The sequence below is a fragment of the Phenylobacterium sp. genome, from assembly GCF_035276905.1.
Taxonomy (GTDB): Bacteria; Pseudomonadota; Alphaproteobacteria; order Caulobacterales; family Caulobacteraceae; genus Phenylobacterium.
This window is the reverse complement of sequence record NZ_DATELG010000426.1, coordinates 1-17,299: the sequence shown is the minus strand read 5'-3', so window position 1 is coordinate 17,299 and position 17,299 is coordinate 1. Positions and strand designations below refer to the sequence as shown.

Annotated in this window: 14 protein-coding genes and 2 pseudogenes; 7 read left to right on the top strand and 9 right to left on the bottom strand. The window is 68.9% G+C overall.

What is annotated here, in order from left to right; genetic code table 11:
* Nucleotides 1-131: 131 nt before the first annotated feature.
* Together VJS38_RS20375 and VJS38_RS20370 are read right to left on the bottom strand one after the other, a co-directional pair.
* Nucleotides 132-1,340, bottom strand: coding sequence for an NAD-dependent epimerase/dehydratase family protein (locus VJS38_RS20375; protein ID WP_324089977.1), 1,209 nt, complete (start codon nt 1,338-1,340; stop codon nt 132-134).
* Nucleotides 1,341-1,622: 282 nt separating this feature from the next.
* On the bottom strand, nt 1,623-2,492 hold the full coding sequence (locus VJS38_RS20370) for a UTP--glucose-1-phosphate uridylyltransferase (RefSeq protein WP_324089976.1): 870 nt from the start codon (nt 2,490-2,492) through the stop codon (nt 1,623-1,625).
* Nucleotides 2,493-2,720: 228 nt separating this feature from the next.
* Here VJS38_RS20370 and VJS38_RS20365 point away from each other — a divergent pair, with 228 nt between their 5' ends.
* Nucleotides 2,721-2,969 (top strand): hypothetical protein, encoded by a 249-nt coding sequence (locus VJS38_RS20365; RefSeq protein ID WP_324089975.1) that lies wholly within the window; start codon nt 2,721-2,723, stop codon nt 2,967-2,969.
* A gap of 132 nt (nt 2,970-3,101) precedes the next feature.
* Here the strand turns inward: VJS38_RS20365 and glmS are convergent, their stop codons facing one another.
* Nucleotides 3,102-4,922: a glutamine--fructose-6-phosphate transaminase (isomerizing) gene (glmS, locus tag VJS38_RS20360; RefSeq protein WP_324089974.1), complete on the bottom strand. Its 1,821-nt coding sequence runs from the start codon at nt 4,920-4,922 to the stop codon at nt 3,102-3,104.
* A 146-nt stretch (nt 4,923-5,068) separates the two neighbouring features.
* Between glmS and glmM the strand changes: the two genes are divergently transcribed.
* The 3 genes from glmM (at nt 5,069) to infA (ending at nt 9,021) form a co-directional block, all read left to right on the top strand.
* A complete protein-coding gene (gene glmM, locus VJS38_RS20355) occupies nt 5,069-6,421 on the top strand; it encodes a phosphoglucosamine mutase (RefSeq protein ID WP_324089973.1) in 1,353 nt (450 codons plus the stop codon).
* Between the two features lie 139 nt (nt 6,422-6,560).
* Nucleotides 6,561-8,663, top strand: coding sequence for a hybrid sensor histidine kinase/response regulator (locus VJS38_RS20350; protein WP_324089972.1), 2,103 nt, complete (start codon nt 6,561-6,563; stop codon nt 8,661-8,663).
* Between the two features lie 82 nt (nt 8,664-8,745).
* Nucleotides 8,746-9,021, top strand: coding sequence for a translation initiation factor IF-1 (infA, locus tag VJS38_RS20345; protein ID WP_324089971.1), 276 nt, complete (start codon nt 8,746-8,748; stop codon nt 9,019-9,021).
* A 389-nt stretch (nt 9,022-9,410) separates the two neighbouring features.
* Here infA and VJS38_RS20340 read toward each other — a convergent pair whose 3' ends face one another.
* From VJS38_RS20340 to VJS38_RS20325, 4 genes are all read right to left on the bottom strand, one after another.
* Nucleotides 9,411-10,715, bottom strand: a complete 1,305-nt coding sequence (locus tag VJS38_RS20340; RefSeq protein WP_324089970.1) for a UDP-glucose/GDP-mannose dehydrogenase family protein — start codon at nt 10,713-10,715, stop codon at nt 9,411-9,413.
* Nucleotides 10,716-10,861: 146 nt separating this feature from the next.
* Nucleotides 10,862-12,364: a phosphomannomutase/phosphoglucomutase gene (locus VJS38_RS20335; RefSeq protein WP_324089969.1), complete on the bottom strand. Its 1,503-nt coding sequence runs from the start codon at nt 12,362-12,364 to the stop codon at nt 10,862-10,864.
* Between the two features lie 159 nt (nt 12,365-12,523).
* Nucleotides 12,524-13,489 (bottom strand): KpsF/GutQ family sugar-phosphate isomerase, encoded by a 966-nt coding sequence (locus VJS38_RS20330; RefSeq protein ID WP_324089968.1) that lies wholly within the window; start codon nt 13,487-13,489, stop codon nt 12,524-12,526.
* Nucleotides 13,486-13,731 (bottom strand): hypothetical protein, encoded by a 246-nt coding sequence (locus VJS38_RS20325; RefSeq protein ID WP_324089967.1) that lies wholly within the window; start codon nt 13,729-13,731, stop codon nt 13,486-13,488. Before VJS38_RS20325 ends, VJS38_RS20330 begins: the two co-directional genes overlap by 4 nt.
* Nucleotides 13,732-13,851: 120 nt before the next feature.
* On the opposite strand from VJS38_RS20325, the gene gpmA reads away from it, so the two are divergent.
* The 3 genes from gpmA (at nt 13,852) to VJS38_RS20310 (ending at nt 16,451) form a co-directional block, all read left to right on the top strand.
* Entirely contained in the window at nt 13,852-14,562 is a 711-nt protein-coding gene (gpmA, locus tag VJS38_RS20320; protein ID WP_324089966.1) for a 2,3-diphosphoglycerate-dependent phosphoglycerate mutase, read from the top strand.
* A gap of 144 nt (nt 14,563-14,706) precedes the next feature.
* Nucleotides 14,707-15,147, top strand: coding sequence for a deaminase (locus VJS38_RS20315; protein ID WP_324089965.1), 441 nt, complete (start codon nt 14,707-14,709; stop codon nt 15,145-15,147).
* Nucleotides 15,148-15,191: 44 nt separating this feature from the next.
* Nucleotides 15,192-16,451 carry a pentapeptide repeat-containing protein gene (locus VJS38_RS20310; RefSeq protein WP_324089964.1) on the top strand — a complete coding sequence of 420 codons (1,260 nt, stop codon included), beginning with the start codon at nt 15,192-15,194 and terminating at the stop codon, nt 16,449-16,451.
* 114 nt (nt 16,452-16,565) lie between these two features.
* On the opposite strand, the pseudogene VJS38_RS20305 reads toward VJS38_RS20310, so the two are convergent.
* Nucleotides 16,566-17,081 (bottom strand): annotated as a pseudogene (locus VJS38_RS20305) (IS630 family transposase); the annotation flags it as partial.
* 41 nt (nt 17,082-17,122) lie between these two features.
* Nucleotides 17,123-17,299 (bottom strand): annotated as a pseudogene (locus VJS38_RS20300) (IS256 family transposase); the annotation flags it as partial.

Genomic DNA, 17,299 nt, shown 5'->3' with positions numbered 1-17,299 from the left:
CCTTCGGCGCGGAGCCGCCCGGCGTCCTCGGCGCGACGGCAGCTGGCGGCGACCTCCCAGCCCTTCGGGCGCAGGCGCCGGGCGAGCGCCTGGGCGGAGAAGCCGTAACCGAACGCGAACAACCGCAAGGCCTACTCCGCGGCGACCGCGGCTCCTGATTGGCCCGCCGCGGCCGCGCGCTCGGCGTTCCAGTGGGAGACGCAGGGGATCTTCGAAAGGTCGGCGCGGTCGGCGTAGGCGCGGGCCGTCTCGGCGATCTCCAGCAACAGGCCGTCCTCCAGCGTGATCGGGGCCAGGCCGTAGGCCAGCAGCCGACGGTTCTCCACCGCCAGGTCGTTCTCGTCCGCCTCCTGGCGCGGGTTCGGCAGATGGGCGACCTCGGCGCCCGTCAGGCGCGCGACCATCTGCGCCAGGTCCCGGACCCGCCAGCACTCGGTCATCTGGTTCATCACCTTGACCCGCTCGCCGCGGGTCGGCGGGTTGGCCAGCGCCAGCTCGATGCAGCGGACGGTGTCCTGGATGTTGATGAAGGCCCGGGTCTGGCCGCCGGGTCCATGCACCGTCAGCGGATAGCCGACCGCCGCCTGCATCAGGAACCGGTTCAGCACCGTGCCGTAGTCGCCGTCGTAGTCGAAGCGGTTGATCAGCCGCGGATCCAGCCGGGTCTCGCGGGTCTGGGCGCCCCAGACGATGCCCTGGTGCAGGTCGGTGATCCGCAGCTTGTCGTTCTTGGCGTAGAACTGGAAGAGCAGCGCGTCCTGGGTCTTGGTCAGGTGGTAGATCGAGCCCGGATTGGCCGGATAGAGGATCTCCCGCGGCTCCCAGCCGCTCGGCGTCTCGACCTTGACCGTGAGGTAGCCCTCCGGGATCGCCATCCCGGCGGTGCCGTAGCCGTAGACGCCCATGGTGCCGAGGTGCGCCAGGTGGATGTCGAGCCCGCTCTCGACCATCGCCGCCAGCACGTCGTTGGTGGCGTTGAGGTTGTTGTCGATGGTGTAGCGCTTGTGCTGCGCCGACTTCATCGAATAGGGCGCGGCGCGCTGCTCGGCGAAATGGACGATCGCGTCCGGCCGCCAGGACGTCAGCAGCGCCAGCAGCCCGTCATAGTCCTTGCCGATGGTGAGGTCGTGGAAGTCGATCGCCCGGCCGCCGATCTCGCGCCAGGCGGCCAGCCGGGTCTCGATCCCGGCGATCGGGGTGAGCGAGCCGGCCTGCAGCTCTTCGTCGATCCGCCGGCGAGACTGGTTGTCCGCGATCGCCACCTCATGGCCCTGGGCCGAGAGGTGGAGCGCGGTGGGCCAGCCGCAGAAGCCGTCGCCGCCGAGGATGAGAACGCGCATCGTGTCTCCCGAACCGCAACAGGCCTCACTCCAAAGGGCTAACTCACGAACAGTGTTTTCGGAAGCGCTACAGTAGAGGTGCTCCCCCTGCGGGCAGGGCGATTGCATATGCCCTAAACGCCCCCTCAGTCGCTTCGCGACAGCTCCCCCGTTTCACGGTGGAGCATCTTGGCGCTCAGATCCTCCACCGCGAAAGCGGGGGAGGTGGCTCGCGAAGCGAGACGGAGGGGGCGCTTCGGCATCTGCGATCGCACTGCCCCAAAGGGGGGGATCTTCAGCCCTCTACAGCAGCTCCTCGATCGCCTTGCGCGCCGCCGCGGCGAGGTCGGGGCGGCGCAGGGCGAAGGCGACGTTGGCGCGCAGGAGGCCGATCTTGTCGCCGCAGTCGTAGGTGGTCCCTTCGTACTCCAGGGCGTGGAAGTCCTGGCGGGCCATCAGCTGGGCCATGCCGTCGGTCAGCTGGAACTCGCCGCCGGCGCCGCGCGGCAGGCTCTCCAGCAGGGCGAAGATCTCGGGCTGCAGGATGTAGCGGCCGGAGATGAAGAGGTTGGACGGCTCGGTCCCCAGCGGCGGCTTCTCGACCATGCCGGTCATGCGGTTCAGCCGGCCGTCGCGCCCTTCCAGCGCGACGATGCCGTATTTGTGGGTCTCGCCCTCGGGAGCCGGCTCGACGACGACGACGTTGCCGCCGACCTTGCCGTAGGCGTCGATCGCCTGGGCCAGAGCCGGGCGCTCGGCGGCCATCAGCATGTCGGGCAGGATCACGGCGAACGGCTCCTCGCCGATCACGTCGCGGGCGCACCAGACCGCGTGGCCCAGGCCCAGGGGGGCCATCTGGCGCACGAAGCTCATCTGGCCGGGGTGCGGCAGGTCGCGGCGGACGTCGGCGAGGATCTCGGTCTTGCCCTTGGCCTCCAGCGTCTGCTCGATCTCGGGCGCGGAGTCGAAATAGTCCTCGATGGCGCCCTGGCCGCGGCCGACGATGAAGACGAAGTGCTCGATGCCGGCGGCGCGCGCTTCCTCGACGATGTAGGACAGGATCGGCCGGTCGACGACGTTCAGCATGTTCTTGGGCGTCGTCTTCGCGCCCGGAAGCACCCGTGTTCCCAGTCCTGCAACCGGCAGCACGGCTTTACGCACACGTTTCGTCATAAGCCCTCCGACGCCCCGAAGCCTCAGTATTCAGTCGAGCCCAAACGCCCATCGGGCGATTACGATCCCGTGAAGGCGCCCGGAAAATGGCGCTGCCGCAAATAGCCGGCGAACAGCTGCAGGTTGAGAGAAAAATGCGCTTCGAAAGCACGATCACGATTCCGGGATCACACGAAGACGTGTAAGAGTCGCGCGTCGGGGGATTGTCCTCCAGGGAGAGCCTAGCCCATGAAACTGCGTGTCCTGACCTCGGTCGCCGTCGCCGTCACTCTCGCCGCCAGCCTGTCCGCCTGCCAGAAGAAGGCTGCAGAAGCCAACGCCGGCAACGCCGCCGACACCGCCGCCACCGCGCCGGCGGAGACCACCAACACCACGACCACCACCACCGAGACCGGCAACGCTATGGCCGGCAACGCCGCGGCCGGCAACACCGCCGCCATGGCTGGCAACGCGCCCGCCGCCGGCAACGCTCAGTAAGCGACCCTTCGCGCGCGGCCGCCCGGCGGGCGGCCGCGGCGCACAAGGAAAAGGCCGGCCGCGAGGCCGGCCTTTTTTCTTATTGACGGCGTCGGAGCCGCCCGGAGTTGAGGCGGATCCGACGCCGACCACCTATTCCACCGTGACCGACTTCGCCAGGTTGCGCGGCTGGTCGACGTCCGCCCCCTTCTGCACCGCCACGTGGTAGGCCAGCAGCTGGATCGGCGCGGCCATCACCAGCGGAGCCACCAGCGGGTCGCAGTGCGGGGTGGTCACCACCACCCGCGCGCCCTTCGGCGCATGCCGTTCGCCGTCGGGGTCGGTGATGAACACCACCTGGCCGCCGCGGGCCATCACCTCGCTCATGTTCGAAGCCGACTTCTCGAAATAGCTGTCGAACGGGGCCAGGATGACGATCGGGGTGTGCTCGTCGACCAGCGCGATCGGGCCGTGCTTCAGCTCGCCCGCGGCGTAGCCCTCGGCGTGGATGTAGCTGATCTCCTTCAGCTTCAGCGCCCCTTCCAGCGACAGCGGGTACATCGGGCCGCGGCCGAGGTAGAGGACGTCGCGGGCCTTGGCGACCTCGGCGGCGATGCTGTGGACCGCGTCCTCCAGTTGGATGGACTCGGCGATCAGGCGCGGGGCTTCCAGGAGCACCTTCACCATCCGCTTCTCTTCGGCCTCGTCGATCTTGCCGCGGGCGCGGGCGGCGGCGATGGCCAGCGCGGTCAGCACGCAGACCTGAGCGGTGAAGGCCTTGGTCGAGGCGACCCCGATCTCAGGGCCGCAGTGGATCGGCCAGATCACGTCGACCTCGCGGCCGATGGTCGACTCCACCGTGTTGACGATGGCCGCGCTCGCCATGCCCTTGGCCTGGCAGTAGCGCAGCGCAGCCAGGGTGTCGGCGGTCTCGCCGGATTGGGACATGGCGACGACCAGCGAGTCCTTGCTCAGCGCCGGCTCGCGGTAGCGGAACTCCGAGGCGATCTCGACGTCGACCGGCAGGTCCGCCAGCCGCTCGATCAGGTACTTGCCCATCAGGCCGGCGATGTAGGAGGTGCCGCAGGCGACGATCTGCACCCGGGCCAGGGCGGCGAAGTCGATCTCGCCGGGGACGCTCGTCCGGTCGGTGAGGGGGTCGACATAGGCCGCGATGGTCCGCTGGCAGCCCTCCGGCTGGTCGTGGATCTCCTTCTCCATGAAGTGGCGGTAGTTGCCCTTCTCCATCACCGCGGCCGAGGCCGGCAGGGTCTTGATCGGGCGGTCCGCCGGCAGGCCGGCATGGTCGAAGATCTTCGCGCCGTGGTGGTCGATCACCGCGTAGTCGCCGTCGTCGAGGTAGGCCACGCGGTTGGTGAAGGGACCGAGCGCCAGGCCGTCGGAGCCGACGAACATCTCGCCCTCGCCATAGCCCACCGCCAGCGGCGGGCCGTTGCGGGCGCCCAGGATCACCTCGTGCTCGCCGCCGACCAGCACCGCGAGCGCATAGGCGCCCCGCAGCCGGTCCAGCGTCTTCTTGAAGGCGGCCAGGGGCTCGAGCCCGTCGTTCAGCGTCTCGTCGAGCAGGTGGGCGACCACCTCGGTGTCGGTGTCGCTGGAGAAGACCCGGCCCTTGGCCTGCAGCTCGGCCTTCAACTCGGCGAAGTTCTCGATGATGCCGTTGTGCACCACCGCCACGCGGCCGGCGATGTGCGGGTGGGCGTTGCGCTCCGTGGGCCCGCCGTGCGTCGCCCAGCGGGTGTGGCCGATCCCCGTCTCGGCGTTCAGGGGGTGCTCGGCCAGCACGGCCTCGAGCGCGCGCAGCTTGCCGGGCGCGCGCCGGCGCTCCAGCTTGCCGCCCACCTGGGCGGCGACCCCTGCGGAATCGTAGCCGCGGTACTCGAGCCGCTGCAGGCTTTCGACGAGGCGCGCCGCGACGGGCTTGGTCCCGACGATGCCGATGATGCCGCACATGGGCTATGCCATCCTTTATGATAGATCACGCAGAGCGTTCACGCTCCCCCGCCTGGCCTTTATCACTGGCTAAGGGGACGTGAACTAAATCTGAGTTTCGCATCGTTTCCGAGATCGTCCTTCAAGACCACCCGCGAGATCATCCGATGAGCAAGCGCGCCTTTTTCGGCACTGACGGCATTCGCGGCGAGGCGAACCGCCATCCCATGACCGCCGAGGTCGCCCTGCGGGTCGGGCTGGCGGCGGGCAAGCTGTTCATGTCCAAGGACGACCGCCGCCATCTGGTGGTGATCGGCAAGGACACCCGGCTCTCCGGCTACATGATCGAGCCGGCGCTGGTCGCCGGCTTCACCAGCGTGGGCATGGACGTCCGCCTGTTCGGCCCCCTGCCGACGCCGGGCGTGGCGATGATGACCCGCAGCTTGCGCGCCGACCTCGGCGTGATGATCTCGGCCTCGCACAACGCCTTCTCCGACAACGGCATCAAGCTGTTCGGGCCGGACGGCTACAAGCTGTCCGACGAGCGCGAGCTGGAGATCGAGGCCCTGATGGGACAGGGTCTGCAAGAGGGCCTCGCTGCACCGACCGAGCTCGGCCGGGTGCAGCGGATCGACGATTGCCAGGCGCGCTACGTCGAGATCGCCAAGGCGACCTTCCCGCGCCGGTTGAGCCTGTCGGGCATGCGGGTGGTGATCGATTGCGCCAACGGCGCGGCCTACAAGGTGGCGCCCGAGGCGCTTTATGAGCTGGGCGCCGAGGTGATCCGCGTGGGCGTGGCCCCGGACGGCTTCAACATCAACGAGGAGTGCGGCTCGACCCATCCCAGCGCCATGCAGCGGCTGGTGAAGGAATACCGCGCCGACATCGGCATCGCCCTCGACGGCGACGCCGACCGGGTGGTGATCTGCGACGAGAAGGGCCAGGTCGTCGACGGCGACCAGATCATGGCGCTGATCGCTTCCCACTGGGCGGCGCACGATCGGCTGACTGGCGGCGGCGTCGTGGCCACGGTGATGTCCAACCTCGGCCTGGAGCGCTTCCTGGCCGCCCGCGGCCTGAAGCTGGAACGCACCCAGGTCGGCGACCGCTACGTCATGGAGCGGATGCGGAACGGCGAGTTCAACCTCGGCGGCGAGCAGTCCGGCCATATCATCCTGCGCGACTACGCGACCACCGGCGACGGCCTGCTGGCCGCGCTGCAGGTGCTGGCGGTGCTGAAGGAGGCCGACAAGCCGATGAGCGCGCTGGCCCGGCAGTTCGAGCCGGCGCCGCAGATCCTGGAGAACGTCCGCTTCGGCTCCGGCAAGCCGCTTGAAAGCGACAAGGTGAAGAAGGTGATCGCCGACGCCGAGCAGCGCCTCAACGGCACGGGCCGCATCGTGGTGCGCGCGTCGGGCACCGAGCCCCTGATCCGCATCATGGCCGAGGGCGACGACGAGAAGCTCGTCAACCAGGTGGTCAAGGAGATCGCCGGCGTCGTCAAACAGGTAGCCGCATAGGCGCGCTCAAGGGATTCCTTCCTGCGGCGAAGTGTAATGGCGACCTGCTGGCGCGAAATCTAATCGTCGCCGGATAATTGCAAAAAGAAGAAGGTCGCGATTAACGCCGGGTTATGGGCGTGTGCGCTCAGATTACTGCATGCGCATTTGGGTTCGGTCTGCGATAGAAATCGCTCGGAAGTTACGGGTCGTCAGGACCTGCTCCGTCACGATCGGTTGCCTGATCGCGGCCGCGGGGCTTGTCCTGTGGATCATCCACGCGGCGGCAGACCGAACCGACCAGATCTCGATCGCCCATGAGGAGCGGCTCGCCGACAACGGCTTCGAGCTGCGAAAGCAGGAAGTCCGCAAGGCGGTCGTGACCGAGACCGTCTGGGACGACGCCGTCAGCCATCTCGACCTGAGTTTCGACCCCGTCTGGGCCGAAGCGAACATGGTGGCGTTCTTTCGGGAGACCCACGGCTACAAGGTCATCTACGTCGTGGCTAGCGACGGACGGCTGCTTCTCGGCCGCGCCCCCGGCGCCGAACCCATGGCGACCTGGCGCGCGATCCAACCCGAGATCGCCCCGCTGATCGCCTCGATCAGGGCTCGCGAGGCCGGTCTGCACCGGCAGACCCGTGGGCTCCCGTCCAGGACGCTGATCTCCGACCCGGTCGACGCGGTGACCGTGGCGTTCGTAAGCGGCGTCCCGCACATCATCCTTGCGGCGCTCGTGCAGCCGGACTTCGGCCACGCCTTGCCGAGCTCGCGTGCGCCGATCGTGGTGGTCGGCGAAGCGATCGACACCCCGTTCCTGACCGAGTTCGGCAAGGCCTACCTGCTTCGGGACGTCCGGCTGACGCCGAAGGATGCGCGTCCGGACCCGCTCCGGGCGTCGCTGCCGATCCGCGACGCCGCCGGCAAGCTCGTCGCCCGCGCCGACTGGGCGCCGGAGCTTCCCGGCGAGGACTTGTTGCGCCACTCGATCCTGCCGCTGAGCGTGCTGCTGCTCGCCCTGACCGCCTTGTCGCTGGCGCTGATCATCTGGGAGCGGCGCCGGACCGTTCAGCTGCAGGACGCCCGCGACGCCGCCAGTGCGGCCTCGCTGGCGAAGTCGGAGTTCCTGGCGAACATGAGCCACGAGCTGCGCACGCCGCTGAACGGCGTGCTCGGCATCTCCGGCGCCCTGGCGCGGACGGAGCTGTCGGCAAAGCAGCGGGAAATGGTCGAGCTGGTCTCCAATTCGGCGAAGACGCTGGAAGCCCTGCTCAGCGACATCCTCGACCTGGCCCGGGTCGAGTCCGGGGCGGTGGAGATCGCCGACGAGCCGTTCGATCTCGAGACCTCGGTCATGGCCTGCGCGGCGCTGTTCGACGCCGCGGCGCAGGCCAAGGGCCTGGACCTCAACGTCTCGATCGACGAGGCGGCGAAGGGCGCCTACTCGGGCGACGCGGCGCGCCTGCGCCAGGTCCTGTCCAACCTTCTCGGCAATGCGGTCAAGTTCACCAGCGCCGGCCACATCGCGCTCGAGGTTGCGGCGCTGCGCGGGGAGACGACCTGCGAGTTGACCTTACGGGTCCGCGACACCGGCATAGGCTTCGACCGGGAAACCGCCGACCGGCTGTTCGCCAGGTTCGAGCAGGGTGACGGCTCCATCACCCGCAGGTTCGGCGGCAGCGGCCTTGGCCTCGCCATCTCCCGGTCGCTGGCCCGCGCCATGGGCGGAGACCTCGAAGCCGCCTCGCAGCCGGGCGTCGGATCGGTCTTCAGCCTGCATCTGACGCTGCGGCGCTGTTCCGGCCCGGTCAAGGCCTGGGACGGCCCGGCGGCGGTTCCGGAACCCCGAGCCGGCGGCCTTCGGGTGCTCGTCGCCGAGGATCACCCGACCAACCGCAAGGTGGTGGAGCTGATCCTGGAGGCGGCCGGCGTCGAGCTGACCTGCGTAGAGGACGGCGCCCAGGCCGTGGCCGCCTTCCTGGCGGGCGGCTTCGACCTCGTTCTGATGGACATGCAGATGCCGGTCATGGACGGGCTCACCGCCATCCGCGAGATCCGCGCCCGCGAGGCCGAACGCGGCGGCCGGCGGACCCCGATCGTCGTCCTGACCGCCAACGCCATGCCCGATCACGTCGTCGCCTCCACGGAGGCGGGGGCCGATGGGCACCTGTCCAAGCCGATCACGCCCGACCGTCTGCTGGAGGTGGTCGCCCGCACGGTCGGCGCGCAGGAAGACCGGCCGCGCCCGGCCGCGGCGAGCTGAGTTCCGCCGTCAGGGGCCGGCCGCGCGCGGAACGGGCCCGGCAGGTCCGCATTCCGCTTTTTTGGCGGGAAAGGAACGCCCCGTGGCGAAGGAAGACCTCGTCGAGTTCGAAGGCCAGATCGTCGAGCTGCTGCCCGAGGGCCGCTTCCGGGTCCGCCTGGAGAACGACCACGAGATCCTGGCCTATACCGCCGGCAAGATGAAGAAGAACCGCATCCGCTCCATGGTCGGGGACCGGGTGACGGTGGAGATGACCCCCTACGACATGGACCGCGGCCGGATCACCTACCGGCACAGGACCGAAGGCGCCCGCGCCGGCGCGGGCCCGCCGCCGCCGCAACCGTTCCGGAAGCGGTGAGCAGCGGGAGGGCCCGCGGCAAAGCTTCGCGGTTAAGAGATGGCTGGACGCAACCCTATCCAAAGATGAACGGTTATGACATAGTTGTAATGATCCGGCCCGCTCAAGAGGCCGGCGAAAAGTGCTTGGGAGGTCTTATGGGGCGCAATTTCGCGCTTGCAGGGGCAGGGCAAAGGGGCGCGCGGTCGATGGCGTGCCTGGGCTTCGTCATCCTGCTCAGCCTTGCCTTCTGGGCCGGCGCCCTCTGGATCGCCCAATTCCTCATCCGCGTGAGCTCGCTGGGCTACTGAGCTCGGCTTGAGCCGCAGAGCGGCCCTAAACCACAAGTCTGTTCTATGGATCCCGGAAATCCGCCGCGCGGATTCCGGGATGATGGCAAAGGTTGGTCCTCACATCCGCCCGACGCTCGTATAGGCGAAGCCGCGTTCGCGCATGTCCGCGGGCTTGTAGATATTGCGCAGGTCGACCAGCACCGGCTTCGTCATCAGCCGCTTGATGCGGTCGAGGTCGAGCGCGCGGAACTGGTCCCACTCGGTGATGATCACCAGCGCATCGGCGCCTTCGGCGACGGCGTAGGGATCGTCCTTGAAGGCCACGCCGGGCAGCATCTGGCGCGCCTCGTGGCCCTCGGGGTCGAAGGCCTGGACCTGGGCGCCGGCGGCCTGCAAGGCGGGCACGATGTCGAGGCTGGGGGCGTCGCGCATGTCGTCGGTGTTCGGCTTGAAGGTCAGGCCGAGGACGCCGATGGTCTTGCCCTTGAGGCTCTCGCCGTCGACCGCCCTGATGACCTTCTGGGCCATGGCCTTCTTGCGCGTGTCGTTCACCTCGACGGTGGTCTCGATCAGCTTGACCGGCGCGCCGTAGTCGCGGGCGGTGCGCACCAGGGCCAGGGTGTCCTTCGGGAAGCAGGAGCCGCCGTAGCCCGGGCCGGCGTGCAGGAACTTGCTGCCGATCCGCTTGTCCAGGCCGATGCCGCGGGCGACCTGCTGCACGTCGGCGCCGACGCCCTCGCAGAGGTCGGCGATCTCGTTGATGAAGGTGATCTTCATCGCCAGGAAGGCGTTGGCCGCATACTTGATCAGCTCCGAGGTGCGCCGGCCGGTGAACTGGATCGGCGTCTCATTGAGATAGAGCGGCCGGTAGAGTTCGCGCATCACGGCCTGGGCGCGCGCGTTCTCGGTGCCGACCACGACGCGGTCAGGGCGCTTGAAGTCCTCGATCGCCGCGCCCTCGCGCAGGAACTCGGGGTTGGAGACCACGGCGACGTCGGCCTCGGGCCGCACACGCTTCATGATCGCCTCGATTTCGTCGCCGGTGCCCACCGGCACGGTCGACTTGGTGACCACCACGGTGAAGCCGTCGATCAGGCCGGCGATCTCTTCGGCGGCGGCGTAGACGTAGGTGAGGTCGGCGTGGCCGTCGCCGCGCCGCGAAGGGGTGCCGACGGCGATGAACACCGCGTCGGCCTTGCGCACCGCCTCGGCAGCGTCGGTGGTGAAGAACAGCCGGCCGGCTTTGACGTTGTCGGCCACCAGCTTGTCGAGACCCGGCTCATAGATCGGGATGCCGCCGGCCTGCAGCCGCTCGATCTTGCCCGCGTCCTTGTCGATGCAGGTCACGACGTGGCCGAAGTCGGCGAAACAGGCGCCGCTCACCAGGCCCACGTACCCGGTGCCGATCATCGCAACGTGCATCTATCCAGGTCCCCGACAGAGATCGTCCGGCGGTGCTTTCAGCATGCCGCCAATCGTGTCGCCAGACTTTGGGCCCGGCGACTTGAGAGAAAGTAACGAAAGCCGCCATTCGGACATCGGCGTCCAATCGGCGCAGCTCAAAAGGCTCAGATCTCCTGGTTGTACGCGCCCACTTCGGGATGGGCGGTCAGGCGCGGCTTCACCTCTTCGCGGAACAGGGCGCGCATGTCGGCGTCCGACTGCGTGCTTTCCACGACCACGACGATCTCCGGCTTGTTGGAGGAGGCGCGCACCAGCACCCAGGAGCCGTCCGCCAGCGCCACGCGCACGCCGTTCACGGTGATCAGGTCGACGATCTTCCGTCCCAGGATCGAGCCGCCGGCGTCGCGCAGCCTCGCGTACTCCTGGGACACTTCCTCGACCACCTTGTACTTCACCTCGTCGGCGCAGTGCGGGCTCATGGTCAGCGAGGTGTAGGCGACCGGCAGGGCCTTCTTCAGGTCCGAGAGCTTCTTGCCCGGGTTGCGGTCGAGCATGGAAAGGATCGCCGCCGCCGCCACCAGGCCGTCGTCGTAGCCGCGGCCGAGCGGCTGGTTGAAGAAGAAGTGGCCGCTCTTCTCGAAGCCGGCCAGGGCGCCCAGCTCGGCGGTCTTGCGCTTGATGTAGGAGTGGCCGGTCTTCCAGTAGACGGTCTTGGCGCCGTTCGCGCGCAGCACCTCGTCGGTGGCGAAGAGGCCGGTCGACTTCACGTCGACGATGAAGGTTGAGTTCCGGTGCAGGGCCGACAGGTCCCGCGCCAGCATCAGGCCGATCTTGTCGGCGAAGATCTCCTCGCCCTCGTCGTCGACCACCCCGCAGCGGTCGCCGTCGCCGTCGAAGCCCAGGCACAGGTCCGCGCCGTGCGCCTTCACCGCCTCGGCCATCGCCTTCAACATGACGTGGTCTTCCGGGTTCGGATTGTATTTCGGGAAGGTGTAGTCGAGCTCGCAGTCCATCTCGATCAGCTCGGCCACGCCCATGGCCTTCAGCGCCCCCACCGCGAACGCCCCGGCGGTGCCGTTGCCGCAGGCGGTGACGACCTTCAGCGGCCGGGTCAGCCTGGCGCGCGACGCGGCGTCGGCGACGTAGCGCTCGGCCACGCCGCCGATCTGGGCGAGCGAGCCGCCGGGGCGCTGCTTCCAGGCGCCGCCCAGCACGATCTGCTTCAGCCGGCCCATCTCGTCGGGGCCGAAGGTCAGCGGCTTCTGGGCGCCCATCTTCACCCCGGTCCAGCCGTTCTCGTTGTGGCTGGCGGTGACCATGGCCACGCAGGGCGCGTCGAGGTCGAACTGGGCGAAATAGGCCATCGGCGAGACGGCCAGGCCGATGTCCAGCACCTCGCAGCCGGCGGCCACGAGGCCGATGGTCAGGGCCTGTTTGATCGACAGCGAATAGGAGCGGAAGTCGTGGCCGACGACGATGCGGCTCTGGCCCAGCTCGTGGATGTAGGTCCCCAGGCCCAGGCCCAGCGCCTGGACGCCCAGGAGGTTGATCTCCGGCCCGAACAGCCAACGGGCGTCGTACTCGCGAAACCCCGTCGCCTTCACCAGCGGCTGGATCTCGTAATCGAAGGTGTTGGGCTTCAGGTCGGCGCGAGGTGCAGGCAGCATCGGAACTCCGAGGAATACGGGCTTGCGTGACGACTTTTCGTGACGGTTTTTAGAGAGCGGTGAACCCCAAGGTCATAACGCCAATAGTCGAGCTTCGTTCTCAGAAGCTGAATTGCCTCATCCTTGCCACCCTAAACCCGCGAGGATCGGTGATAGGACTCACATCACGCCTGCGCGCAGGATGTCGTGCACGTGCAGGATGCCCACCGGCCGGCCGTCGTCGACGACGAACAGAACGGTGACCGCCGGCGCCGGGTCGCTCATCCGCGACAGGGCTTCGGAGGCCAGCATGTCGGGGGGCACGGTCTTCTTCGGCCCCGGCGTCATCACCTCGCTGGCGGCGTGGTCCAAAAGCCCGTCGATGTGGCGGCGCAGGTCGCCGTCGGTGATCGCGCCCGCCAGCCGTCCCTCGGCGTCGACCACGCCGACGATCCCCCAGCGCTTCTCGGTCATCACCAGCAGCGCCTGGCGCATCGGCGTGGCCTGGCCCACCAGCGGCAGCTCCTCGGCGCCATGCATCAGGTCGCGCACGGTGCGCAGCATGGCGCCCAGCTTGCCGCCGGGGTGGAACAGGTGGAAGTCCTCCGGCTTGAAGCCGCGCCGCTCGAGCAGCGCCACCGCCAGGGCGTCGCCAAGCGCGATCTGCAGGGTGGTCGAGGTGGTCGGCGCGTTGACCGCCGCGGTCGCCTCGCGCGCCTCGGCAAGCTGGAGCACCACGTCGGCGGCGCGGGCCAGCGCGCTCGTGGGCTCGGCGGTGATGCCGATCAGCGGGATGGTGAAGCGCTTGGCGTAGGCCAGCACGTCGGCCAGCTCGCGCGCCTCGCCGGACTTGGAGAGGCCAAGGATCACGTCGTCGCCGGTGATCATGCCGAGGTCGCCGTGGCTGGCCTCGGCCGGGTGGACGAAGAAGGCCGAGGCGCCGGTCGAGGCGAAGGTCGCGGCGATCTTGCGCGCCACGTGGCCGGACTTGCCCATGCCGGTGCAGATGATCCGCCCCTTGGCGGCGGCCAGCATGTCGACGGCGCGGCCGAAGCTTTCGTCCAGCGCCTGAGCCTGGGTCCCCAGGGCCTCGGCCTCGGCGGCCAGCACGCGGCGGCCGACGGCGATCGCGTCAAAGCCGCTCATTGTCCGGGCGCGATCGCCTGGCTCTGCAGGCTGCGGACGGTGGACCGCGCGCCGCTCATCCGCTGCACGGCGGCGTCGTTCTCGCGTTTCATCGCCGCCTGCATCGCCGGCGTCTGCTGCACAGGCGTGCTGCCGAAGGGCCCAGGCGAGCGGGCCCCAAGGCCCTGAGGCCAGACCAGCGAAAGCGCGATGGCGGCCGCGGCGGCGAGGGCGAGCGCGGGCATGAAGAGACGGTCGAGCATTGGAGGAGGTGTATAGCCCGTCCCTCTCTTAATGGGGAGGGAGGGCGTTCGGAGGCTTGACGCAGCCCCGCCTCAGGCCCTAGCGGCTCACCCAACTCACCTATCCGAAAGGTCACGCCCTTGCCGACGCTCATCTTGCTGCGCCATGGCCAAAGCCAGTGGAACCTCGAGGACAGGTTCACCGGCTGGGTGGACGTCGACCTGACGGCGGAGGGGGAGGCCCAGGCGAGGAAGGGCGGCGAGCTGATCGCGCAGGCGAAGATCGAGATCGACCGCTGCTTCACCTCGGTGCTGACGCGGGCGATCCGCACCTCCTGGCTGGCGCTGGCGGCGGCCGGTCAGGCCTTTGTGCCCGAGGTCAAGGACTGGCGGCTGAACGAGCGCCACTACGGCGGCCTGACCGGGCTCAACAAGACCGAGACCGCCGCCAAGCACGGGGCCGACCAGGTGAAGGTCTGGCGCCGCTCCTACGATACGCCCCCGCCGCCGCTGGCCCCGGGCGGCGAGTTCGACTTCTCGAAGGACCGCCGCTACGCCGGGGCGGTGCTGCCCGACACCGAGAGCCTGAAGACCACGCTCGAGCGCGTGCAGCCCTACTGGGAAGGCGAGATCGCGCCCTGCCTGCAGGCCGGCGAGACGGTGCTGGTCGCCGCCCATGGCAACTCGCTGCGGGCCATCGTCAAGCTGCTGTTCGGCCTCTCGGACGCGGCGATCATCGACGTCGAGGTGCCGACCGGCAATCCGCTGCTGATCGAGCTGGACGGCGACCTGCGGCCGAAGGCGGCCCGCTATCTCGACGCCGACCGGGCGACGAAGCTGCCGGAGCTTTGATCCTTTGAGTGTCATCCCGGTTTCGCGTAGCGAAGACCGGGACCCATAGACTCATCGCCGCCGTGCTCACCTGGGCTGCGCCGCGCGTATGGATCCCGGACAAACCGCTTCGCGGCTTTCCAGGATGACACGGAAGAGGGGGGGATGACCGCCGCCGACGACGAAGCCTTCATGCGCCGGGCGATCGCGCTGGCGGCGCCGAACGTCGGCCGGACCGGGGAGAACCCGTCGGTCGGCTGCGTGCTGGTGAAGGACGGCGCGGTCATCGCCGAGGCGGCGACCGCCGAGGGCGGTCGTCCGCACGCGGAGGAACAGGCCCTGGCCCAGGCGGACGGGGCCGCGGGCGCGACGGCCTACGTCACCCTGGAGCCCTGCGGCGCACGCTCGTCGGGCGGGGCCTCGTGCTCGGATCTGCTCGTACGCGCGGGGGTGGCGCGCGTCGTCGTCGCCTGCGCCGACCCTTCGAAATTCGCGGCCGGGCAGGGCGCGGGGCGGCTGGCCTCGGCCGGCGTGCGACACGAGACCGGCCTCCTCGCCGAGGAAGCACAGGCGGCGCTCTACATGGACTATCGGCCGGCGTCGTGAAGGCAAGCTGACGTTAACCGGCTCGGTTTACCTTGTCGGGCGAAATGTCCGCCGTCACGACCCAGTCCCAGCCCTATCGAAAGCTCACCCAGGCGGAGCTCAATACGGTGTGCGCCAAGCACGACCGTTTGTGGAGTTCCAAGCCGGGCGGGGCGCGCGCGGCGTTGGCCTGGACGGATCTGTCCGGCCTCGACCTGCGCGGCAAGAACCTCTGCGACGCCGACCTGACGGGGGCGATCCTGTTCGACTGCCAGATGCGCGGCGCACGCCTCGACCACGCCAACCTGTTCGGCGCCGACCTGCAGTGCGCCGACCTCTACGAGGCCTCGCTGCGCAGGGCCGACCTGCGCGGCGCCTGCCTGCGCAACGCCAACCTGACCGGCGCGGACCTGTTCGAGGCCGACCTGCGCGAAGGCACCATGGCCACCGCCGACCGCCGCGAAGGCTTCAAGCGCATGGAGATCGGCGTGCGGCCCGGCCAGGCGCAGGGCGCGATCCTGGCCGGCGCCAATCTCGAGCGCTCGCGGCTGGGCGGACTGGTGGCGGTGAAGTCCGACTTCAGCGACGCGATCCTGAAGGACGCCAAGCTGGTGCGGGCGAACCTCAAGCAGGCCAACATGAGGGGCGCCAATCTCTCCGGAGCCGACCTCTCGGGCTGCGAGCTGGCCGGCGCCGACCTCGAGGACGTGGTGCTGGTCGGGGCCAAGACCTTCGGCTGGAACGTCTCCGACGCCAACATGCGCGGCGTGCTGACCGACGCGCCGGCCGGCGTCCCGGCCTCGGCCATGCCCTATCAGCAGATGATCCAGGACCACGCCCGCTGGTGCGAGACCGGCGGGGCGGAGGGCCGCCCCTCGGTCTTCGATGGCGCGGACCTGCGCACGCTGAAGAGCATCGGCGGCTTCAACCTGACGGCGCTCTCGGCCAAGGGCGCGACCCTCTATGCGCTCGACATGGAGGGCGTGCAGCTGCAGGGCGCGCACCTGGAAGGCGCCGACCTGCGCAACTGCAACCTGCGCCGCGCCGACCTGCGCGGGGCCAAGCTGGTCGGCGCCAAGCTCGCCGGCGCCGACCTGCGCGAGGCCCAGATGGGGCCGCTGCTGCTGGGCGGCGATCGCGTGATGCCGTGCGACATGACCGAGGCGAACCTGAAGGGCGCCGACTTCTCCAACGCCGACCTGCGCCAGGCGGTCATCGCCCACGCCGACGTCAGCCGCGCCAACTTCACCGGCGCCCTGCTGCGCCAGGTCAACGCCACCGGCGCGGTCCGCAACGGCGCGCGCGGGCTGGAGGACGTGATCTAGAGCGTTCGGCGGTTCGAATGAACCGCCGAACGCTCATAAGTTCTTGAAGTTAGACCATTCGCTGCGCCGAACCGGCCTCCACTTCGGCGGCGAATGGTCTAGAGCGGGACTCCATTACACGGAACCGTACCCAGCGTTGGCGAGGTAGTTCGCGCACTCCTGGGGGCTGAAGAGGTCGAGGAGCTGGCCGGCTTTGCGCCAGGTGGCCTCGATCTCCCTGGGCTGGGCCTGGCGCATCAGGTGCTTGAGCTTGGCGAAGACCTGCTCGATCGGATTGAGGTCGGGACTATAGGGCGGCAGGAAGATGAGGTGAGCGTCCCTGGCGCGGATGGCGGCGCGAGCCGCCTTTCCCTTGTGGCTGCCGAGGTTGTCCATGATCACCACGTCGCCGGGCTGGAGTACGGGGGCCAGGATCTTCTCGACGTAGAGCAGGAAGGCCTCGCCATTGATCGGGCCGTCAAGGACGAAGGGGGCGTCGATCCTGTCGTGCCTGAGCGCGGCGATGAAGGTCAGGGTCTTCCAGTGGCCATGGGGCGCATAGGCCCTTAGACGCCGGCCGCGCGGCCCCCACCCACGCAGGGGCGCCATGTTGGTCTTGATCCAGGTCTCGTCGATGAACGGGAGTGTCCGATTTCCTGTGTAAGCTCGGCCGTGGATCAATGATTGCGCTCTCAGCTAGCTGAGAGCGCAAAGCGGTCGCCGAACAGGACGGCAAACTGGCCCATGGCGGCCGTCCACTCAATGGGCCTGCGCCAATGGACGCCGGCGTTCTGCAGGGCCAGGTAGAGCAGCTTCATCGCCGCCTCGTCATTGGGGAAGCTGCCGCGGGTCTTGATGATCTTGCGCAA